Raw genomic sequence first — 22,583 nt, 5'->3', positions numbered from 1 at the left:
GGGAATGCGTATTGAAATGAAAAATATTTCAAAGGCGTTCAATGGCAATCCTGTTTTGAAGAATGCACAATTTATGATTGAAACAGGAGAAGTCCATGCATTGATGGGGGAAAATGGAGCGGGTAAATCAACGCTCATGAAGATTTTAACAGGTGTATACAAAAAAGATGGTGGAACAATCACGATTGATGGGCAAGAGCACACCTTTAAAAATGCGAAAGAAGCTGAAGAGTACGGTATTGCATTTATACATCAAGAATTGAACATATTATCGAATTTAACAGTAGCTGAAAATATGTTTCTCGGTAAAGAGTTAATGTATGGAAAGACAGGGATTTTGCGTACACGTCAAATGAATGCGATTGCGCAGCAGCAACTAGCGGAACTAGGGTTACATGTAAAAGGCGCTATGTTGGCAGGAGAGTTATCGGTTGGACAACAGCAAATTATCGAAATTGCGAAAGCATTAATGACAAACGCGAGCGTTATTATTATGGATGAGCCTACAGCGGCATTAACAGATCGTGAAATTGAAACGTTGTTTACTGTCATTAATAAATTACGTAAAGAAGGCGTTTCGTTCGTGTATATCTCACACCGAATGGAAGAAATTTTTTCAATATGTGATACCATTACGATTTTACGTGATGGGGAATACGTCGCATGCCCATCAACTTAAGAACGAAAACAAAATGAACTTTCGTTCAAACAAACTAAAAAACACGTAATGTACTTTTGGTATTGAAAAGTACACACACCAAATAAACTCTAACGAGTTTCATTTTAAAAATTATGCAGCTTTCTTTTGTTTTCCAAACCCATTATACTCATAGACAACACCCATAATATCAAAGATAGTTTTCTTCTCATATCGATGAGATTTCCGTCCATTCTTCTGTAGGAGGTCGAACAAACGGATTAAAATCTTTGTTAGATTTTGGGTGTTTCTCTGTATCGCTTGATATAACAGCGATACATGATCTTGAATCATCCCAATGGCTTTATATTCACTTAATTCTCTTTTGTTCTTTTGCAAAAGAAGTTTACGCATCTTAAACATCGTAGAAGAACAGATAAAGATGGCAATAAGTCTTCCATACACATGACATTCTAATCGCTCTTTTTTGATAGTTTGCCAATGATGAATTTGAAATAAGGATTTCCACGTTTTAAAAATAATTTCTATTTGCCAGCGAAGGGAGTAAAAGTCATGTATTTGTTCCATCGGAACAACTCCTTCAGGCGTATTTGAGACATATATGTTGATACCCGTTAATCGTTTACTCTTTTCTGAAAATGTAATACCCTTTTTACTTTCAGTGTAACTTTGTTTTTTTCTACGTTCCTGTATCTGTTTGTCTGTTAAACGATAGATAATTACACGTGTGAATAGTTTTTGATTCTTTCCAATGTAAGCTTCTTTTATTTCGTATGTTTGACCGGGTTTTAAATTGTTCATAATATGTTCTAAATCAACTTGGATATACTGTGATTGCTTTTTTACGGTTCCGTTTCGAAAGTATTCTGGAAACGGATTTTTTACATACACGGTATGGTTTAATTTTAATCTGGATATATAATAAGCACCTCGTTGATCCATTTGATCTAAGTCTTCTAATGAAAAATAACCTAAATCACGGATACATAAATCGCTTGGACGTAATGTGTCTAAGCATTCTGTTCCAAAGGTCTTATCATTATTTTTTCCTGGACCTATCTGAAAGTTTAGAAACTGTCCGCTATGTAAGTCATATTCTAATTGAATCTTGATACCCGCTGTTTGTGCACAACCACCTGATCCAGGATATACATGGGCTAAATGTTTTGGTACTTGGAAAATCGTCGCATCTAAAATACGAATTCGTTGAAAATACGTGAGCGCCGCGCTTGAAATGGCCGATGTTTCACAGATTTTACTTTTCCATAATGCCGAAAAAATATATTTCAAAAATTCAACCGCTTTTTTATCAAAGCGTTTATTGAGTCCTTCTGGACTCATAAGAGTGCCTGTAGCCGCATGTAATTGACTGCATAGTCGAACAAGCGAGTCACTCGCTGTACGTTGACTTACCCAAATACATATGGTAGCTAATTCATTTCCAGAAAACTTTCGTTTTCTTTTTACAAAACCTAATTCTTTTGCGAGTTCTTCCAAAAGAGAAGGGGTTAAATGACGATACAGTTCTTCAGAAAATAGTTGTAATTCATCTTGAATCGAAAGATTCATAAAAAATGTCACCCTTTCTAGCTAGCTTTTTAGAAAGAATAACGTTTTTTGTCACTTGGGGGTAGTGAAAATTCTTAAGTTGATGGGCATGGGAATACGTCGGAAAGAGATCCATTCCGGAAACATCGTTTGATGAAGTAGTGAGTATGATGGTGGGGCGCAGCATTGGTGAACGTTACCCAGAACGGAATAGTCAAGTTGGCGATGTTATTTTTGAAATCCGTAATGGAACGAAAAAAGGGAAGTTTGAAAATGTTTCGTTTCAAGTGAGAAAAGGTGAAATCCTTGGTGTAGCTGGCTTGATGGGAGCTGGCCGTACAGATATTATGAAAGCGATATTTGGATACGAACCTTTAGATTCTGGCCAAATTTTTATAAATGGGCAAGAAGTAAAGATTGATAGTCCGATAGATGCGATTAGACAAAGAATCGCATTCATTACAGAGGATAGAAAATCTGAAGGGTTAGTGCTAGATTTCTCAATTCGAGAAAATTTAGCTTTACCAAATTTAGAAAGTCTTTCAAAGGGAAGTGTTCTAAGCAACGAACTAGAACAACAGTTTACAGCGGACATGATGAAACTTCTTAATGTGAAAGCATCTAGTGGAGAACAAGCGGTGAAATCTCTTTCTGGTGGAAATCAGCAAAAAGTTGTTATTGCGAAATGGCTAGGTATCCACCCGCAGTTACTCATTTTAGATGAGCCAACAAGGGGTGTTGATGTTGGAGCAAAAAAAGAAATTTACTCTATTATGAATAAGCTTACTGAGCAAGGAGATGCCGTTATTATGGTATCATCTGAGCTTCCAGAAGTTTTAGGGATGAGTGATCGCGTTCTTGTTATTCATGAAGGAAAAGTCGGCGGCATTTTAGAGAAAGATGAGGCATCACAAGAGTCTATTATGGCACTAGCTACAGGGGGAGAGTAAGGATGGCTAAGAAGGGGAATGTATTACAACAACTTGGGTCTTTAATTGGACTAGCGCTAATTATTGTAGTAATTACGGCTTTAAATCCAGCGTTTATTGAAATTCCAAATTTATTTAATATACTGCGTCAAGTATCGATTAATGCGCTTATTGCATTCGGAATGACCTTTGTAATTTTAACAGGGGGTATTGACTTATCGGTAGGTTCTATTTTAGCATTATCAAGTGCACTTGTTGCTGGAATGATGGCAAGTGGCATGGACCCGTTCCTTGCGATGGCAGTTGGATTATTAGCTGGTCTTGTAATGGGAATTGTAAACGGTATCATCATAGCGAAGGGAAAAGTAGCTCCATTTATTGCGACTTTAGCAACAATGACTATTTTTCGCGGGTTGACGCTTGTTTATATGGACGGACGTCCGATCACTGGACTTGGTAATCATTTAATGTTCCAAATGTTTGGTCGCGGTTATTTTCTCGGTATTCCGGTACCAGCTGTTACAATGATGATCGCTTTTGCAGTACTGTACTTCATTTTGAAGAAAACGACATTTGGTCGCCGTACATTTGCAATTGGTGGAAATGAAGAAGCAGCAGCACTATCAGGTATTAATGTTACGAGAATTAAAGTAATGATTTATGGTCTTTCCGGAATTTTGGCAGCGCTTGCAGGTATTGTCTTAACATCACGATTAGATTCTGCACAGCCGACTGCAGGTACTTCTTACGAATTAGATGCAATTGCAGCAGTTGTATTAGGTGGAACAAGTCTTTCTGGGGGAAGAGGATGGATCGTTGGTACATTCATCGGTGTACTTATTATCGGAGTACTAAATAACGGTTTAAATTTATTAGGTGTATCTTCTTTCTTCCAACAAGTTGTAAAAGGACTTGTAATCTTACTAGCTGTATTAATTGATCGCCGAAAAGAAGCATAATGGAGGGACAGTTCATGAAGAAATGGTTACTTATACTCGTTGCATGTATTATGGTCATTACTGCTGGTTGTTCAATGGAACCGCCAGAATGGGCAAAGGATTCTAGCGATAAAGGTCGAAATAAAACTATTAAAGTTGGATTCTCTGTTTCAACTTTAAACAATCCATTTTTTGTAACTTTGAAAAAGGGTGCAGAAAAGAAAGCGAAAGATAGCGGCATTGAATTGATTGCTGTTGATGCGCAAAATGATGCAGCAAAGCAAACGAACGATGTTGAAGATTTAATTCAAAAAGGTGTCGATGTAGTTGTTATTAATCCAACCGATTCAGATGCTGTTGCTTCAGCAGTAAGTGCGGCAAATGCAGCGAACGTTCCTGTTATTACAGTAGACCGCGTTGCAAATTCAGGTAAGGTTGTTTCTCACATTGCATCTAATAACATCGAAGGTGGTCAAATGGCTAGTGATTACATTCGTGAATTGGTCGGCGAAGGAGCAAACGTTGCTGAGTTAGAAGGAATCCCTGGATCCTCTGCTGCTCGTGAACGTGGGAAAGGATTCCATAACGTAGCCGATAAGTCTTTAAAAGTAGTTGCTAAACAAGCGGCTGATTTTGATAGAGCAAAAGGATTATCTGTTATGGAAAACATTTTGCAAGCAAATGGTGATATTAAAGCCGTGTTTGCGCATAACGACGAGATGGCATTAGGTGCACTTGAAGCATTGAAGTCTGCTGGGAAAACAGATGTAGTCGTTGTTGGATTTGATGCAACAGAAGATGCTGTAAAAGCGGTTAACGATGGGCGTATGGCTGCAACAGTTGCTCAAAAACCGGAATTAATCGGAGAGAAGGCGATGCAAACAGCAAAAGAGATCACACAAGGTAAAAAAGTGGACAAATCTATTCCGATTGAATTAGAGCTTATTAAGAAAAATAAATAAATATAAAATGAAAATTAGGAAGGAAGAATAACAAATGAAATTCTTTATTGATACAGCAAACATTAACGAAATTAAAGAGGCAAATGCATTAGGCGTATTAGCTGGAGTAACGACAAATCCATCACTTGTAGCAAAAGAAGGCGTAGATTTCCACGAGCGCATTCGTGAAATTTGCAACGTCGTAGAAGGACCTGTAAGTGCAGAAGTAATTAGTTTAGAAGCAGATAAAATGATCGAAGAAGGAAAAGAGTTAGCGAAAATTGCTCCAAACGTTGTTGTAAAAGTTCCAATGACAACAGAAGGTTTAAAAGCAGTAAAAGCGTTCTCTGACTTAGGAATTCGTACAAACGTTACATTAGTGTTCTCAGCAGTTCAAGCATTACTTGCAGCTCGTGCTGGTGCAACATACGTTTCACCATTCTTAGGTCGCTTAGATGATATCGGTCATAACGGTATGGACTTAATTCGCCAAATCGCAGAAATCTTTGCAATTCACGGTATCGAAACAGAAATTATCGCAGCATCTGTACGTCACAGTGTTCACGTAACTGACGCAGCATTAAATGGTGCACATATTGCAACAATCCCAGCAAACGTAATTGCTTCATTAGTGAAGCACCCATTAACAGATCAAGGAATTGAGAAATTCTTAGCTGATTGGGAAAAAACACAAGAGAAATAATAGAAAATCAAGAATCCTAGTTTAATTGACTAGGATTCTTTTTTATTTAAAAGAATTTTCATGCAATTTTGCATATTGTCTTTTAAATTTTTTATATAAGCTATTTAATATATATCAAATCACTTTTTATGTTTCATATTTCGACATAAAACGGTAGAAGTTCTGACCAGAAAACTGGAGGGCATGATTCTATAACAGAAAGCTTAACGTTTATAGAATTATGCCTTTTTATATAGGGAGGGAAGAAAGTAGAGCACTTGATTTAAATGCACTTATTTATCTGAATTTTAAGTTTTATAAAAGGAGAGAAATAGAATGAGAAGAACAGCGCCATTTAAAGTGTTATCGTCATTAGCAATTGCGGCAATTATCGGATGTACATCTGTCATGAGTGCTCCATTAGCATACGCAGAAACGCCAGCAAAAGAGAAAGAAAATGTATCTACAACACCAATTGATTACAACTTAATTCAAGAAGATCGTTTAGCGGAAGCGTTGAAAGAAAGAGGAACAATTAATCCAGCATCTTCTAAGGAAGAGACGAAAAAAGCTGTAGAGAAATATATTGAAAAGAAACAAGGGGATCAGGCAAATAAAGAAATTTTCCCAGCCGATACTGCTAAAGAGGCATCTGATTTCGTGAAAAAAGTAAAAGAGAAAAAAATGGAAGAAAAGGAGAAAGTAAAGAAACCTGAAAAAAATGTTAGCCCTGAGCAAAAGCCTGAACCAAATAAAAAACAATTGAATGGGCAAGTGCCAACATCTAAAGCAAAACAAGCGCCGTATAAGGGATCTGTTCGAACAGATAAGGTATTAGTATTACTCGTTGAATTTAGTGATTATAAACATAATAATATTGATCAAACGCCAGGGTATATGTATTCGAATGACTTTAGTAGAGAGCATTATCAAAAGATGTTATTTGGTAATGAACCATACACGTTATTTGATGGTTCGAAAGTAAAAACATTTAAACAATATTACGAAGAGCAGTCTGGTGGTAGTTATACGACAGATGGATATGTAACGGAGTGGCTAACTGTTCCAGGAAAAGCATCTGACTACGGTGCTGATGGTAGTAGTGGTCACGATAATAAAGGACCAAAAGGCGCACGTGATTTAGTGAAAGAAGCTTTACATGCAGCTGCTGAGAAAGGGTTAGATTTATCTCAATTTGATCAGTTTGATAGATATGATACAAATGGTGATGGGAATCAAAATGAGCCTGACGGTGTAATTGATCATTTAATGGTAATCCATGCAGGTGTTGGTCAAGAAGCTGGTGGTGGTAAATTAGGCGATGATGCCATTTGGTCACATCGTTCAAAATTAGCAATAGATCCAGTAGCAATTGAAGGGACAAAATCAAAGGTAGATTACTTTGGTGGCAAAGTAGCAGCGCATGATTACACAATTGAACCAGAAGATGGAGCGGTAGGTGTATTTGCGCATGAATTTGGACATGATCTTGGCTTACCAGATGAATACGATACGAAATATACTGGAACTGGTTCACCTGTCGAAGCTTGGTCACTCATGAGTGGGGGAAGTTGGACAGGGAAAATTGCAGGAACAGAGCCAACTAGTTTCTCACCACAAAATAAAGATTTCTTACAAAAGAATATGGGTGGCAACTGGGCAAAAATTTTGGAAGTAGATTACGATAACATTAAGCGTGGTGTAGGAGTTCCTACATATATCGATCAAAGTGTTACAAAATCAAATCGTCCAGGCGTTGTACGTGTTAACTTACCAGGTAAAAGTGTCGAAACGATTAAGCCGGAGTTTGGAAAGCATGCATATTACAGTACAAGAGGAGATGATATGCATACAACACTAGAAACACCATTCTTTGATTTAACAAAAGGAACAAATGCAAAATTCGATTATAAAGCAAATTATGAGTTAGAAGCAGAGTGCGATTTTGTCGAAGTACATGCAGTAACAGAAGATGGAACGAAAACATTAATTGATAGACTTGGAGAAAAAGTAGTCCAAGGAGATAAAGATACAACAGATGGGAAATGGATAGATAAATCATATGATTTAAGTCAATTTAAAGGAAAAAAAGTGAAACTGCAATTCGATTATATTACAGATCCAGCTGTAACATATAAAGGTTTCGCGATGGATAATGTAAATGTAACTGTTGATGGACAAGTAGTATTTTCTGATGATGCAGAAGGAACACCTAACATGCAGTTAAATGGATTCGTTGTTTCTGATGGAACAGAGAAAAAAGCTCATTATTACTACTTAGAGTGGAGAAACTATGCAGGATCAGATAATGGATTAAAAGCAGGAAAAGGTCCAGTGTATAATACAGGTCTTGTCGTTTGGTACGCAGATGATAGCTTTAAAGATAACTGGGTTGGGGAGCATCCAGGTGAAGGCTTCCTTGGTGTTGTAGATTCGCATCCAGAGGCACTTGTTGGCAATTTAAACGGAAAACAAACTTACGGTAATACAGGTATGCAAATTGCAGACGCAGCATTTTCATTTGATCAAACACCAGCATGGAGTGTAAATTCATTAACACGTGGACAGTTTAACTATTCTGGATTACAAGGTGTTACAACTTTTGATGATTCAAAAGTATATAGTAATAAACAAATTGCAGACGCAGGAAGAAAAGTTCCGAATCTTGGACTTAAATTCCAAGTTGTTGGACAGGCAGAGGATAAATCAGCAGGCGCTGTTTGGATTAAACGTTAATAACAGAAAAGCACATTCTTCATATGAGGAATGTGCTTTTGAATTTGTACAGTAAGTTATTATTTTAGCTTATGTAATACAAGTGTCTGTTTATATGTAGTGTATCAAATTATGTAGGGAAAGGAAATATTTCCGAGGAAATTGTCGAAGTATCGTTGGTATTGATACACTTTTTTTGTAAAAGAAGAAATGTAGTATTGCCTTTACCATTCAATTTATTTACATTGTTACTTAGCTACACACAAAAGTAATATATTCGGCAATAAAAGAGCGCTATTGGATAGTGCTCTTTTTTATGAATAGAAAGGAGTGAGTTAAATGAAAGAAGGAATTGAATGTCCACAGTGTGAAGGGAATATTACTGCACAACATATTATGGAGCTCCCGCATCCTTTTTCATTCAAGTGTCCACACTGTAAGGTGGGGCTAAAAGAAATGAGGATCACACCATGCTTAATATTAGCGGCAATTTGTATCATTCCACTGTTTATTATAATTGGAGAGAGTATTAAGGAATTGCTAGTAAAATATTTTTCTATTATAGACGATGTCCCAACTGTACTTATTTTCTTTTTATTTTGTTATCCATTGTATTATCTCTATGAAAAATATAATGCCATATTGTTTATTAAATATGGCTTATTGAAAGTTAAAAGTTGAATAGAAGTTTATCATTTAAAAAAAGACAATGATGGAATTATCCTATCATTGTCTTTTTTACTTTGTCTCGGCCTTTTACTTTGCTTCTGACATAAATCATTCCGGCAAATGTTAATAAGAATGCAGTTCCAATAACGAAGCTGGCGCTAGGGGATGCCCCGATTGCTCCAACTGTAAAGGATCCAGCAACAACTCCTAATGAGAAGAAAGCATAAAACAATCCAAATGCTTTTCCGCGTTTATCATCTGTCGTATTTTCAACAAGTAATGCATTTATCGATGGGAAAAGGATAGCGAATCCAATGCCATAAATCATCATAACGATAAAGAGCATGCCTTTTGTTGCAAATAATCCAAGTAAAGATAATGCTAATGCCATTACTGCAATACCAATTAACATTAGTTTTGAACGATTAAATCGATCGTAAATACGATTTGTTGGTAGTAAGAAGAAGAGGATAGCGGTAATACCGAATACACTTAACATCATGCCTGTTGTAGATGCTTTAAGCGCTAATGCCTCAACTTTCACTGGTAACATATAAGTGACAATTCCTTGTGAAAACATGAGTGTGAAAGCACCAATATATGCCTGTAATAACGGTTCTGCTTTCAATAGTTCAAACATATCTTCTTTATTCATCATTTGTGTTCTTGAAGTATCTTTTCTTGATACGTTATTTGGTAAGAAGAAGAGAGATACGATTGTACCAAGAACCATTAAAATAGAAATGGTAATGAACACCCACTCTATACCAGCAGTTGCTTTCATAATCCCGCTGAAGGCAGGTCCTACAATTGCCGCTGTTCCAACAGCAGCACCAGATAGGGCCATTGCCTTACCTTGTCTTGCTGAATTTGTTTGTTTTGATAAAAACGTAAAGGCAGCAGGAATTAAAAATCCGTCACTAAACCCATGCATAAAGCGAACAACTAATAGTTGTTCACCACTTTGAACAACGGTGTATAACAAGACTATGAAACTCGTGAGTCCCATGCTTATATAAAGTATTTTTTTTGCACCAAATTTATCGACAGCAGCGCCAGCAATAATATTACCAATCATATTAGCAAATGAATACATGCCGACAACTAGCCCAATAATAAGAGGGGATCCTCCAAGACTTTGAGCGAACGTACTCATAATAGGTAATTGTGAAAATGTATCTAGAAACGCTACGATAACAATAAAGTAAATAAAATATTTCAAGCGATATTCACCTCTCCTATGCTATTATGGCATAATGCTAATTTCAACCGCAATGAAATTGAGTTAACAGATGTGGAAAAAAGTACAAAGTGACAAAATATTGAACGTTATTTGTTAAAATTTAGTGGAAATGAGATTGTTTTTTTGAAATATATGGATAGAAGTATTATAATAGATTTGTAAACTTCACCAGGTTAAGTATATACATAGAGAGGGATGTATAAAATGAAAGCATTACTTTGGCATAATCAACGTGATGTAAGAGTAGAAGAAGTACCAGAACCAACTGTAAAACCAGGAGCAGTTAAGATTAAAGTTAAATGGTGTGGTATCTGTGGGACAGACCTGCATGAATATTTAGCAGGACCTATTTTTATTCCAACAGAAGAGCATCCATTAACACATGTAAAAGCACCGGTTATTTTAGGTCATGAGTTTAGCGGTGAGGTAGTTGAAATCGGTGAAGGCGTTACATCTCATAAAGTGGGAGACCGCGTCGTTGTAGAACCAATTTATTCTTGTGGTAAATGTGAAGCTTGTAAACATGGACATTACAATGTTTGTGAACAACTTGTTTTCCACGGTCTTGGCGGAGAAGGCGGCGGTTTCTCTGAATATACAGTAGTACCAGAAGATATGGTTCACCATATTCCAGATGAAATGACGTATGAACAAGGTGCACTTGTAGAACCAGCAGCTGTAGCAGTTCATGCAGTACGTCAAAGTAAATTAAAAGAAGGGGAAGCTGTAGCAGTATTTGGTTGTGGTCCAATTGGACTTCTTGTTATCCAAGCAGCTAAAGCAGCAGGAGCAACTCCTGTTATTGCAGTCGAGCTTTCTAAAGAACGTCAAGAGTTAGCAAAATTAGCAGGTGCGGATTACGTATTAAATCCAGCTACTCAAGATGTATTAGCAGAAATTCGTAACTTAACAAATGGTTTAGGTGTAAATGTGAGCTTTGAAGTAACAGGTGTTGAAGTAGTACTTCGTCAAGCGATTGAAAGTACAAGTTTCGAAGGACAAACTGTAATTGTTAGTGTATGGGAAAAAGACGCAACAATTACTCCGAATAACTTAGTATTAAAAGAAAAAGAAGTGGTTGGTATTTTAGGATACCGTCATATCTTCCCGGCTGTTATTAAATTAATTAGCTCTGGCCAAATTCAAGCAGAGAAATTAATTACGAAAAAAATCACAGTAGATCAAGTTGTTGAAGAAGGATTTGAAGCACTTGTAAAAGATAAAACACAAGTGAAAATTCTTGTTTCACCTAAATAATATAGAATAGTAAAAAGTAGCTCTTTTCTAGAAATAGAAGAGGGCTACTTTTTTTCTGTACAGAAAGGTGATAGACTTTCCTGTAACTACAGGTATTTTGTTTGGAAGGGGAAGTCTAATGCTTTCATTTATGTTGACATTGAAACGGATGCTAAAAGCTTGTTTACGAGCGTGGAAAGATAAAGAATTTCAAGTATTATTCGTATTAACATTTTTAACATTAACGTCTGGTACGATTTTTTATAGTACAGTTGAAGGATTACGTCCTCTTGACGCTTTATATTTTAGTGTGGTCACGTTGACGACTGTCGGTGATGCGAATTTTAGTCCGCAAACTGATTTTGGAAAGATATTTACAATCTTATACATATTTATTGGAATTGGATTAGTGTTTGGATTTATACATAAGTTGGCAGTTAATGTCCAACTGCCAAGTATATTATCGAATAGAAAAAAAGAGTAAAGCATGTGTATGCTTTACTCTTTTTTTACATTAGTTTAGATAAGCCTTAATAATAGTTTATTAAAATGAAAGTGCATTCATTCATTATATTCACTATGTATAAAGTTATAATGATATGAACATTTACATATTTTAATTTAGTGATAGAAATTTCATGAAAGGTGGGATATTCTAGTCATAGGTTAACCGGACGACATCATAGGATCCTAACAAAAAGTTTACAATAATTCGATTATAAAATGGAGGATTTCAGATGAAAAAGAAAGTACTTGCTTTAGCAGCAGCTATTACAGTAGTAGCTCCTTTACAAAGCGTTGCATTTGCTCATGAAAATGATGGGGGAAGTAAAATAAAAATAGTTCACCGCTGGTCTGCTGAAGATAAACATAAAGAAGGTGTAAATTCTCATTTATGGATTGTAAATCGTGCGATTGATATTATGTCTCGCAATACAACACTTGTAAAACAAGATCGAGTTGCACAATTAAATGAATGGCGTACGGAGTTAGAGAACGGTATTTATGCTGCTGACTATGAAAATCCTTATTATGATAATAGCACATTTGCTTCACATTTCTATGATCCAGACAATGGAAAAACATATATTCCATTTGCAAAGCAGGCAAAAGAAACTGGCGCTAAATATTTTAAATTAGCTGGTGAATCATACAAAAATAAAGATATGAAACAAGCTTTCTTCTATTTAGGATTATCTCTTCATTATTTAGGAGATGTAAACCAACCGATGCATGCGGCAAACTTTACAAATCTTTCATATCCACAAGGATTCCATTCTAAATATGAAAACTTTGTAGATACGATAAAAGATAATTATAAAGTAACGGATGGAAATGGATATTGGAACTGGAAAGGTACAAATCCAGAAGAGTGGATTCATGGAGCGGCAGTAGTAGCGAAACAAGATTACTCTGGAATTGTAAATGATAATACGAAAGATTGGTTCGTAAAAGCAGCTGTGTCACAAGAATATGCAGATAAATGGCGCGCTGAAGTTACGCCAATGACAGGTAAGCGATTAATGGATGCACAACGTGTTACTGCTGGATACATTCAGCTTTGGTTTGATACGTACGGAGATCGTTAAGTATTTAAAAAAGGTCAAATCTCACAATAGAGTATTTGACCTTTTTATTACTATACAAATGGAGGTATGGAACGTGAAAGGTAAATTGCTAAAAGGTGTACTTAGCTTTGGGATTGGTTTAGGAGTTTTATACGGAGGTTCTTCAGTGCAAGCAGATACGTCTACAGATCAAAACAACACTTTGAAAGTGATGACGCACAACGTGTATATGCTATCAACTAACTTATATCCGAACTGGGGACAAAGTCAGCGTGCCGATTTAATTGGGGCGGCAGATTATATTAAGAATCAGGATGTAGTTATATTAAATGAAGTGTTCGATAATAGCGCATCAGATCGTTTGTTAGGGAATTTGAAGAAAGAATATCCAAATCAAACAGCAGTATTAGGTCGTAGTAATGGAAATGAATGGGATAAAACGTTAGGTAGCTATTCATCTTCAACGCCTGAAGATGGAGGCGTTGCAATCGTGAGTAAATGGCCGATCGTTGAAAAGATTCAATATGTATTTGCAAAAGGATGCGGACCAGATAATTTATCAAATAAAGGGTTTGTATACACGAAAATTAAGAAAAATGATCGTTTCGTTCATGTGATTGGGACACACTTGCAGGCTGAAGATAGTATGTGTGGAAAAACTTCACCTGCATCTGTACGTACAAACCAGCTAAAAGAAATTCAAGATTTTATTGAAAATAAGAATATACCAAATGACGAGTACGTTCTATTTGGTGGTGATATGAACGTGAATAAAATAAATGCAGAGAACAATAGTGACTCAGAGTACGCATCCATGTTTAAAACATTGCATGCGTCAATTCCATCTTATACGGGACATACAGCAACTTGGGATGCAACGACAAACAGTATTGCAAAATATAATTTCCCTGATAGTCCTGCCGAGTATTTAGATTATATTATTGCAAGTAAGGACCATGCGAATCCATCATTTATAGAGAATAAAATATTACAACCAAAATCTCCACAGTGGACTGTTACATCATGGCTCAAAAAATATACGTATGATGATTATTCTGATCATTATCCAGTAGCAGCAACTATTTCTATGAAGTAGTCCTAAAAAAGTTTCTTCTTAAATAGGAAGAAACTTTTTTTATTTTGTAGAGGAGATTCCAACTTTCTTTCCAATATGTATAAGACATATAGAGAAGAGGAGAGAAAAAGTGTGGATCGAGGAATTTTTAAAGAAGTTCCATTACCTTGTGCATTTTTGGATGAAGTAGCTTTAGATAGAAATATTCAATTGATTATAGAATTAAGTGGAAATAAGAAGATTCGTATAGCGAGTAAATCGTTACGTTCTGTTCCGGTTATGCAAAAGATTTTAGCTGCAAATGATCGTTTTCAAGGTATTATGTGTTTTTCACCTAGGGAAGTTTTGTTTTTAATTGAACAAGGATTCAATGATTTATTGCTCGGATATCCTGCTTATGATGATCGAGCGTTACATGAAATAAGTTTGCTAACAAAGCAAGGGCTCATTATAACTTGTATGGTGGATTGTGAAGATCATATTGTTTATTTAGAAAAAATTGCTGAGAAGTCTAAAGGATGTTTTCGTGTTTGCTTAGATATTGATATGAGTAGTCGTTTTTTTAATTTTCATTTTGGGGTCAAAAGATCACCGGTAAGAGATGTGCAAGGAGCTTTGAAAATAGTAAAAAGGTTGAAAGAATCATCATTTTTAATACTAGATGGTGTAATGGGATATGAAGCCCAAATTGCTGGGGTAGGAGATCACATACCGAATCAACGAGTAAAAAGTAAAGTGATTTCATATTTAAAGAAGAAATCAGTGTTAGAAGTTAAAGCAAGAAGAGGACATATCGTAAAAGAAATACAAAATCTAGGTATTGAACTAAGGTTTGTAAATGGAGGAGGCACAGGAAGTATAAAAACAACTGAGCAAGATCATTCAGTTTCAGAGATTACAATAGGTTCTGCTTTCTATGCCCCGAAGCTGTTTGATTATTATAAAGAAGTACAACTTCAGCCAGCTGTCGGATTTGCTTTGCCAGTTGTGCGTAAACCAGCTCCAACAATTTATACTTGTCTAGGTGGTGGATATATTGCCTCAGGCGCAATTGGGAAGGATAAAGAACCTGAGATTTGGAGGCCAAATGGTGCCAAACTATTAGCTTTAGAAGGTGCTGGTGAGGTACAAACACCGATTTTTTATAACGGTGAGGAACGAGTAGAGATAGGAGATTCTATCTTGTTTCGCCATAGTAAAGCTGGAGAATTATGTGAGCGGTTTCCGTTTTTATATCGTGTGAAAGAGGGAGAGATTGTTGGGGAGTATTCAACATATCGGGGGGATGGCCAATGCTTTCTATAAAGGGACAAAAATGGAGAAATTGGACAGGGAATGTAGAAGGAACACCGCATTATACGATGTATCCAGAAAGTATACAAGATGTAGTAGAAGTTGTAGAGCTTGCACGAAAAGAAGGGAAGAAAATTCGCGTTGTCGGTTCAGGACACTCGTTTACCCCTCTTGTGCAGACGGAAGAAATTTTAGTCTCTTTAGATGAATTGAAGGGTATTGTGAATGTTGATGCGGAGAAGATGGTTGCCGAAGTATGGGCAGGAACAAAGTTACATGAGCTAGGGAAGTTACTTGAGGAAAAAGGTTATGCGCAAGAAAATTTAGGGGATATTGATTCGCAATCTATTGCAGGAGCGATTAGTACAGGGACTCATGGCACGGGGATTACCTTTGGAAGTTTATCAACACAAGTTATAGAGATTACCGCAGTTTTATCTACAGGTGAGAGTATAGTTTGTTCACAAACGGAGAATGTACAATATTGGAGAGCTTTTCAGTTGTCTCTTGGAATGTTAGGTATCATTGTAAAAATAAAATTGAAGGTTATTCCAGCTTATTCACTCGTTTATAAAAGTGAAAAACAGTCCTTATCTACTGTAATGAACAAGCTAGAAGAATATAAGAAGAATCGCCATTTTGAATTTTTCGTTTTTCCTTATTCAGATGAAGTGCAAGTGAAAATTACAAACGAAACAACGGGTAAAAAAAGTGATTTGAAATGGCATAAACTAAAGGTAGAGTTACTTGAAAATAAGATGTTCTCTTTGTTATCTAAAGGATGTAAATGGTTTCCTTCTATAAGTAAAGGAGTAAGTCGATTATCGGCTAAAGCTGTACCGAATACAAAAATAATTGGTCCGAGTTATGAAGTATTTGCTACATCGCGTGCGGTTCCATTTTATGAAATGGAGTATAGTGTTCCTTCAAAGTATATGCAGGTCGTTGTAGAAGAAATTTCAAACCTTATTGAAAAGAAAAAGTATAAAGTACACTTCCCAATTGAATGCCGTTATGTGAAAAAGGATGACATATGGCTCAGTCCAGCGTATGGAAGAGATTCTGCGTATATAGCTGTTCATATGTATAAAGGTATGAAGTATGCTGCTTATTTTGGTGAGGTGGAGAAAATTTTTCTAAAATATGAAGGACGCCCGCATTGGGGGAAAATGCATACGTTAACGTATGAAAAATTACAAAATATATATCCAGAATTGCATTCGTTTCTAAAGGTGAGGAAATTATTAGATGAAGCAGAAATGTTTTCAAACCCTTACACAGAAAAGTTATTTACGATTATGAAAAAAAGCTGACAAAGTATTACTTGTCAGCTTTTTTTAGTACGATCGCATTTTTTGTTTGACTAATTCGCTCGTAAAATAGTAACTTATCACGACTAAATACATGTAATAAAACATGAATAATAAATAGACCGTTAATTACGAGTTGGAATAATAATATAACTACTAATACTAAAGGTTCTTTAAGATTTAAGATAGAGCTACTAGAAAGAATATAATTGATTCCACCTAAAACGAAATAGAATATACCATAACGGATGAATAGTTCCTTCAACGTAATACGATCTGATTTTCCTTTCACGTAAATACGAAGCAACGCTTTACCAATTGTCTTTCCATTCGTAAAGTATGGAATGATAATAAAGTAAATAAAGATCGAACACGTTATGAAAATGAGTTCGTATATGTTCGTGTAAGATTGAATATTAGAAATAAAGAAAGAATTTCCTTTGTTTTTAATGACAGGTACAACGATGGATAAGAAAATCCAATCAATTTGCATCGCGATAAGGCGACGAACAAATCCGACTGGTTTCGTTTCCAAATTAATATGACTATCTAATTCGTTTGCTTTCGGAAGGAAGTACGTAAATATTGGTGCAATGATAAAGCCGATTACGCCGCCTAATGTATTTAAAAACAGATCGTCTATATCAAATAAGCGGTACGCACAATTGTATATACCGTATAGTCCAGTCACTTGTGTTAGCTCGAAAAAGAGTGAAAGACAAAAAGAAATACAAATTGTTTGTAAGAAACTACGTCGGAAATAATAACGTAAGTAAATACCGAATGGAACGGTTAATAGAACGTTAAATGCTACTTGTAAAAACGCAGATTCTTTTAATAGGTAGAAATAAGTAGCTGGTTTCGTTAAAATTGCCGAAGTATGATTACTAATTTCTTGTATGAAATAAAATGGTGATAGTTGCATGTGCTGCGTATTAGCCGGTTGTAGGCTACAAGTATCATATGTTTGTGGTAACGGCAAAATCACAAGAAAATAGGCATTTAATAAGTAAAGTAATAATGAGTACAAAATAAATGAACGCCATTTATTTAAATAACCGTACTTTCGGTAGTTAAATATTAAAAAAGGTATTAAGAGGAACATTGCTAAAATAGGAAATAAAATAAATGCTGTTTTTATTGGAAATATATATGCAGTCAAAATGAAGCTCCTTTCAATGAAAATTCGTTTATCATTATAACGTTAAAAGAACCTTAAAACAAAATTAAAATATTTCGAAATAGAAAAAATTACAAATTTCAATGGAATTAAGTTATACTAAATTTAATATAATGATATTATGATTATTATAAGTTGAGAGAGGGTACAAAATATGCGATATGAGCTTTTTTCTGTAAGTGGGGATCATATTACAACTTTTGAAAGTGCATGGCGTTTTCAAGAGGGAGAACAGATTTTTGTTCATGATGATCAAATAAAACGAAATTTTATTATTATCCGCCTAACGCATGATGTATTTCAACAAAATAAACATGTTATTCGTTTGTATTGTCAAGAAAAGAAAGTATATGCATAAAAAAACGAGTCGTTCTAGTGTAATAGAATGACTCGCTTTTTGATTTGTAAGTTTCACCTTATAAGAAAATAAGAGTAAGTACACCTACGATAATGCAATAGAAAGAGAAATATTTTAAATTTCCTTTTGCCATAATGTTCATAAACCATTTTAATGAAATATACGTCATGATAAATGTTGCGATAAATGCAACGATATATGGTACGAATAGTGTATCTAGATTTGGATCTTTTGCAATGTCTGTAATACTTAGTAATAAACCACCTAAGCTAACAGGGATATATAGTAAGAATGAGAAACGAAGAGCCGTTTCTTGCTTCATACCAAGTAACATCGCAGCTACGATTGTTGCACCTGATCGGCTTATTCCAGGAATTAGTGCGCAAGCTTGTGCTAATCCGACGATAATTGCGTCTTTCATAGAAAGATCGCCATCATTTTTACGTCCACGCAAGTTTCTAATAATCCAAAGTCCGACAGCGGTAATAAGAAGGGAAATCCCAACCATTTTCACACCTTTTAAGTACTGATCGATGTAATCTTTAAATAAAACACCAATAACACCTGCTGGAATGGTCGCAATAACAAGGTAAATAATAAAGAAGAAATCTGATTTTGCATCTTCTGCTCTTGTAAATATATAAGATAGACCATTCTTTGTTAGACGAATTAAATCATTTCTATAAATAAGTAATACAGCTAATAATGAAGCTGAATTAACAAGTAGTTCAAAGCTAAACCCCTCTATTTTTAGTCCTAGCAAATGCTGTGCCAAAACGAGGTGACCGCTTGAAGAAATCGGAATCGGTTCTGTTAGTCCTTGGAACAGACCAAGAATTAAATATTTTAAAATGTAGTAAAATTGTTCCATAATAACCTCCTTGTTTAATAGTCGAAAGAAACAACTTGTCCATTATAACAAAGATACGGCTCAATATTGAGAAGAAATAAATATTCGAAATATAATAAAAATCCCTTATAACAGTATAAGGGATTTTTACTATTAATGAGAAACTACTGTTTCTTCAAGACTTTTTGTTAATTGAACATCGACTTTCTCAGCATCATGAATGTGATTCATAATGGTAGTATTTAACTTTTGGAACATTTGTTGTGTATTAGCGAATTCTCGTAATATATCATCATTACAAGTCTTTTGGTTTTCAATAGCTTTAATAACATTTGTAGCACCGTTTTGTAACGTTTGAATCATAATTAAAATATTTTCGATTCTAGCGTTTGTATCGGCACTCATTTCTACACCTTCATCGACTAAATGCAAATTATCTTTTGTATTATCGTATGCTTTTTCAATTTCTTCTTGAATTTTTTTCGTTAAGTTGCCGATGTTTTTTGTACTTTCAGCGGTACTTTCTGCTAGTTTTCTTACTTCATTGGCAACGACAGCGAATCCTTTACCGTGCTCTCCAGCACGAGCAGCTTCAATACTTGCATTTAAAGCAAGTAAATTTGTTTGTGCTGCAATGTTTTGGATGACTTCTACAATTTGCTCAATTTCTTTTGAGCGTTCACTTAAATGATTCATACTATTAGACGTGCGCTGGGATTGTTCACCTAATTTATTAATTACAATAAGTAAACGATGAACAGATTCTTTTCCTTCGTTAGAACAATCAATAATTTCTTCAATAGATTGAATTAAGCTTTGTTCTTTTTGTAGCATTTCGTTATTCAATTCATTGGAATGTGTAGTGCGTGTTGAAACATTTTCGAAACATGAGCTTAATTGTTGAACTAAATTTTGAAGTGTATGGTGTTGATTATTTACAAGTTTATGCTCTTGAACAACGCTTTGTACACGATCGTGGATAGAAGAAATAGTCTCTTGTTGTTCAATATCCTTTTGTTTTAATTCTGCTTCTAGTTCTTGTATACGACTTTCTAATTGATCAATTTTATGTTGGAGTGATTTCTTTTGAGTAAACATAGATTTATTTCAACCGCCTTTAGAAGTTATATTTTCTCTATATTTGGATTTTAGCATCTTTTATAATTTTTAAATATAGGAATTGTTAAATATTTAAGAATCTATTACATTTTATGCATAATTCCCTTTTTTTCGTCATGAAAAATAAACTGTATTTAATGGTATTGTAAACAAACTGTAAAATAAATCATGTATAACTGTATAAGAAGGGAGTCGGATTATGAACTATTTTAAGCGAATCAGTAGTCTAGTATTAGCAGGCATTATCGGTCTATCTAGTACAGTCGCTGTTAAAGCAGAGTCAAACGACGAGAAACTTAACAACATGCAACAGCAATTGCAGCAAAACGATGCAGAAATGCAAAAGAAAGAGCAAGAGAAGCAAGCTGTTAGTAAAGAAATTCAAGGTATCGAAAACGAACTACATAATTTAAATAATACAATTGCAAAAAATAAAGAGGATCAAGCTGCTATTCAACGTAAAATCGATGAAACACATAAGCAGATTGAACAAAAAAAGAACGAAATTGTCGTTTTAGAGGATAAAGTCCTTGCTCGTAAGGATATTATGAGAAAACGTATGGTTTCTGTTCAAAACAGTTCAAATACAAGTTTAGTAGTAGAAGTTGTAGTAGAGTCAAAGAACTTTGCAGACTTCTTACAACGTATGAACGCAGTTTCTACTATTCTAGAAGCTGATAAAGAAATTCTACGTCTACAAGAACAAGATCTTCGTCAAATTGAAGAAGATAAGAAAACAATTGACGAGAAAGAAGCATCTTTAGTAGTAGACAAACAAAAATTAGCAAAAGCACAAGCTGAACTGCAAGATAACTTGAAAAAACGTCAAGCTAACTTACAAACAGTTCAAGCTAAATATAATCAGGTTGCAAGCCAACTTAATTTAGCTGCAGAAGAAAAAGCTAAAATCGAATCAAACATGAAAGCAGTACAAGAAACAATTGCTCGTGAGCAAGAAGCAGCAAGAATTGCAGCGGAAGAGCGTGCGAAAGCAGAAGCAGCTGCAAAGGCTGAGCAAGAAGCTTTAGCGAAAGCGCAAGCGGAAATTGCTGAAAAGCAAAAGCAGGAAAAAGCTAGTAAACCAGCGGAACCTGTTGCTAATAATAATTCGAAGGTAGAACCTGTACAACCACCTAAACCAGCTGCTGGTGGAAAAGAATTTTATGTACATGCTACAGCTTATACAGCAGATCCAGGTGAAAATGGCTATGGACCAGGTCAACAAGTATATTCTGCATGGGGACCAGGTGGTAAACCTTATAATTTAACTGCAAATCCAGGAATGAAATTAATTGCGGTGGATCCATCTGTTATTCCATTAGGATCTACTGTAAATGTTGAAGGCTATGGAATTGCAATTGCCGCAGACACTGGTGGCGCGATTAAAGGTCACAAAATTGATGTTTTAATGCCTGATAAAGCTTCATCTAGTAATTGGGGCAGAAAAAATGTTAAAGTTACAATTTTAAACTAATGCGTAATCCAACTTTACAATATGTAAAGTTGGATTTTTTTGTAAAAATAATGTTAAGTTGAGTTTACATTTTGTTAAGGATAGCATACAATGGTGGTGAGAGGTGGTAAATTTGACCATTTTAAATAGAGTGAAGGAATTAAGAGCTCGGTTTAATTTTTCGCAAAGTGTATTAGCAGAAAAGGTTGGAGTGACGAGACAAACAATCGCGGCAATTGAAAAAGGGGATTATGTTCCTTCATTATTATTAGCGCTTATGATTTGCGATGTATTTCAGTTAAAGATGGAAGATGTGTTTGTTTTAAATAAGGAGGGGGAAGAAGATGAATAGAATTGTTGCTTCGTATATTATAAATTTATTTTACAGTGTATTGGCATGCTGGGCATTCGTAGAGTTTTATGATTTTTATATACAGTTTGCTGATATTATTAAAAATGAAAGTTTACCATCTAAAATAACAATGAGTTTGACACCTGTTGTATTAATATTTATTGTAGCTATCATATTAGCGTATTTTAAAAGATTGCATAAAAAGAAATATAACAAATCATCATTGCGATTATATCCTTTATTATTTCCCCAAGAGGATGAACGGGAGAAGGATATTACAGATAAAGCATGCCGTACAACATTTGTATCATTATGGTTTGTATTACCTTGTGCACTAGGATTATTAATATTTACACCTGTAGCAAATTTATATATTTCGGCATACCCTTTATATGTTGTGTATTTGATTTATTTAATTCAAATGACAGTATTCCACATATCTCTATACAGAAATAAATTAGCTTAA

At 35.0% G+C, this 22,583-nt stretch carries 20 protein-coding genes and 2 pseudogenes; 17 read left to right on the top strand and 5 right to left on the bottom strand.

Annotated elements, in window-relative coordinates; all coding sequences use genetic code 11:
- Positions 1-4 precede the first annotated feature (4 nt).
- A pseudogene (rbsA, locus tag LMD38_RS22730) lies at positions 5-661 on the top strand (ribose ABC transporter ATP-binding protein RbsA); the annotation flags it as partial.
- Between the two features lie 129 nt (positions 662-790).
- Here rbsA (LMD38_RS22730) and LMD38_RS22725 read toward each other — a convergent pair.
- Positions 791-2,227, bottom strand: a complete 1,437-nt coding sequence (locus tag LMD38_RS22725; protein WP_001053964.1) for an IS4 family transposase — start codon at positions 2,225-2,227, stop codon at positions 791-793.
- A gap of 92 nt (positions 2,228-2,319) precedes the next feature.
- Here LMD38_RS22725 and rbsA (LMD38_RS22720) point away from each other — a divergent pair.
- The 6 genes and pseudogenes from rbsA (LMD38_RS22720) to LMD38_RS22695 form a co-directional block, all read left to right on the top strand.
- Positions 2,320-3,156 (top strand): annotated as a pseudogene (gene rbsA, locus LMD38_RS22720) (ribose ABC transporter ATP-binding protein RbsA); the annotation flags it as partial.
- A gap of 2 nt (positions 3,157-3,158) precedes the next feature.
- The gene (locus LMD38_RS22715; protein ID WP_016716471.1) at positions 3,159-4,094 is read left to right on the top strand and encodes an ABC transporter permease subunit; all 936 of its coding nucleotides are present in this window, start codon (positions 3,159-3,161) and stop codon (positions 4,092-4,094) included.
- A 14-nt stretch (positions 4,095-4,108) separates the two neighbouring features.
- A complete protein-coding gene (gene rbsB / locus LMD38_RS22710; protein ID WP_000758975.1) occupies positions 4,109-5,035 on the top strand; it encodes a ribose ABC transporter substrate-binding protein RbsB in 927 nt (308 codons plus the stop codon).
- Positions 5,036-5,069: 34 nt separating this feature from the next.
- Positions 5,070-5,717, top strand: coding sequence for a fructose-6-phosphate aldolase (gene fsa / locus LMD38_RS22705; protein ID WP_000667661.1), 648 nt, complete (start codon positions 5,070-5,072; stop codon positions 5,715-5,717).
- Positions 5,718-6,032: 315 nt separating this feature from the next.
- Positions 6,033-8,432 (top strand): M6 family metalloprotease immune inhibitor InhA2, encoded by a 2,400-nt coding sequence (gene inhA2, locus LMD38_RS22700; protein ID WP_062821492.1) that lies wholly within the window; start codon positions 6,033-6,035, stop codon positions 8,430-8,432.
- Between the two features lie 318 nt (positions 8,433-8,750).
- The gene (locus LMD38_RS22695; protein WP_016716473.1) at positions 8,751-9,092 is read left to right on the top strand and encodes a hypothetical protein; all 342 of its coding nucleotides are present in this window, start codon (positions 8,751-8,753) and stop codon (positions 9,090-9,092) included.
- Between the two features lie 37 nt (positions 9,093-9,129).
- Here the strand turns inward: LMD38_RS22695 and LMD38_RS22690 are convergent, their stop codons facing one another.
- The gene (locus LMD38_RS22690) at positions 9,130-10,302 is read right to left on the bottom strand and encodes an MFS transporter (protein ID WP_000873248.1); all 1,173 of its coding nucleotides are present in this window, start codon (positions 10,300-10,302) and stop codon (positions 9,130-9,132) included.
- 225 nt (positions 10,303-10,527) lie between these two features.
- Between LMD38_RS22690 and bdhA the strand changes: the two genes are divergently transcribed.
- The 6 genes from bdhA to LMD38_RS22660 all read left to right on the top strand — a co-directional run bounded on the left by bdhA (position 10,528) and on the right by LMD38_RS22660 (position 16,808).
- Positions 10,528-11,580 carry a (R,R)-butanediol dehydrogenase gene (bdhA, locus tag LMD38_RS22685; protein WP_000645822.1) on the top strand — a complete coding sequence of 351 codons (1,053 nt, stop codon included), beginning with the start codon at positions 10,528-10,530 and terminating at the stop codon, positions 11,578-11,580.
- Positions 11,581-11,698: 118 nt separating this feature from the next.
- Positions 11,699-12,043, top strand: a complete 345-nt coding sequence (locus LMD38_RS22680; protein ID WP_000948234.1) for a potassium channel family protein — start codon at positions 11,699-11,701, stop codon at positions 12,041-12,043.
- A gap of 253 nt (positions 12,044-12,296) precedes the next feature.
- Positions 12,297-13,148 carry a phospholipase CerA gene (cerA, locus tag LMD38_RS22675; RefSeq protein WP_000731014.1) on the top strand — a complete coding sequence of 284 codons (852 nt, stop codon included), beginning with the start codon at positions 12,297-12,299 and terminating at the stop codon, positions 13,146-13,148.
- 58 nt (positions 13,149-13,206) lie between these two features.
- Positions 13,207-14,223, top strand: coding sequence for a sphingomyelinase C (gene sph / locus LMD38_RS22670; RefSeq protein ID WP_155005229.1), 1,017 nt, complete (start codon positions 13,207-13,209; stop codon positions 14,221-14,223).
- Positions 14,224-14,334: 111 nt separating this feature from the next.
- Positions 14,335-15,507 (top strand): amino acid deaminase/aldolase, encoded by a 1,173-nt coding sequence (locus tag LMD38_RS22665; protein ID WP_016716474.1) that lies wholly within the window; start codon positions 14,335-14,337, stop codon positions 15,505-15,507.
- Complete coding sequence (locus LMD38_RS22660) at positions 15,495-16,808, top strand: D-arabinono-1,4-lactone oxidase (protein ID WP_000948934.1); 1,314 nt, start codon at positions 15,495-15,497, stop codon at positions 16,806-16,808. The genes LMD38_RS22665 and LMD38_RS22660 overlap by 13 nt, the downstream gene beginning before the upstream one ends.
- A 7-nt stretch (positions 16,809-16,815) precedes the next feature.
- On the opposite strand, the gene LMD38_RS22655 is transcribed toward LMD38_RS22660, so the two are convergent.
- The gene (locus LMD38_RS22655) at positions 16,816-17,967 is read right to left on the bottom strand and encodes a VanZ family protein (RefSeq protein WP_000127966.1); all 1,152 of its coding nucleotides are present in this window, start codon (positions 17,965-17,967) and stop codon (positions 16,816-16,818) included.
- Between the two features lie 172 nt (positions 17,968-18,139).
- Between LMD38_RS22655 and LMD38_RS22650 the strand changes: the two genes are divergently transcribed.
- Positions 18,140-18,343, top strand: a complete 204-nt coding sequence (locus LMD38_RS22650) for a hypothetical protein (protein WP_001268330.1) — start codon at positions 18,140-18,142, stop codon at positions 18,341-18,343.
- 58 nt (positions 18,344-18,401) lie between these two features.
- On the opposite strand, the gene LMD38_RS22645 is transcribed toward LMD38_RS22650, so the two are convergent.
- Positions 18,402-19,214 (bottom strand): undecaprenyl-diphosphate phosphatase, encoded by an 813-nt coding sequence (locus tag LMD38_RS22645; protein ID WP_000434782.1) that lies wholly within the window; start codon positions 19,212-19,214, stop codon positions 18,402-18,404.
- Between the two features lie 132 nt (positions 19,215-19,346).
- Complete coding sequence (locus LMD38_RS22640; RefSeq protein WP_372465543.1) at positions 19,347-20,027, bottom strand: methyl-accepting chemotaxis protein; 681 nt, start codon at positions 20,025-20,027, stop codon at positions 19,347-19,349.
- 484 nt (positions 20,028-20,511) lie between these two features.
- Here LMD38_RS22640 and LMD38_RS22635 point away from each other — a divergent pair, with 484 nt between their 5' ends.
- The 3 genes from LMD38_RS22635 to LMD38_RS22625 all read left to right on the top strand — a co-directional run bounded on the left by LMD38_RS22635 (position 20,512) and on the right by LMD38_RS22625 (position 22,583).
- Positions 20,512-21,786, top strand: a complete 1,275-nt coding sequence (locus LMD38_RS22635; RefSeq protein ID WP_016716475.1) for a 3D domain-containing protein — start codon at positions 20,512-20,514, stop codon at positions 21,784-21,786.
- A 112-nt stretch (positions 21,787-21,898) separates the two neighbouring features.
- Positions 21,899-22,117 carry a helix-turn-helix transcriptional regulator gene (locus LMD38_RS22630; RefSeq protein WP_000154007.1) on the top strand — a complete coding sequence of 73 codons (219 nt, stop codon included), beginning with the start codon at positions 21,899-21,901 and terminating at the stop codon, positions 22,115-22,117.
- Positions 22,110-22,583 carry a hypothetical protein gene (locus tag LMD38_RS22625; RefSeq protein ID WP_001080035.1) on the top strand — a complete coding sequence of 158 codons (474 nt, stop codon included), beginning with the start codon at positions 22,110-22,112 and terminating at the stop codon, positions 22,581-22,583. The genes LMD38_RS22630 and LMD38_RS22625 overlap by 8 nt, the downstream gene beginning before the upstream one ends.

Source organism: Bacillus pacificus, assembly GCF_020861345.1.
GTDB lineage: Bacteria > Bacillota > Bacilli > Bacillales > Bacillaceae_G > Bacillus_A > Bacillus_A pacificus.
Note: the sequence above shows the minus strand (reverse complement) of the source record. Positions and strands in the feature narration are given on the sequence as shown.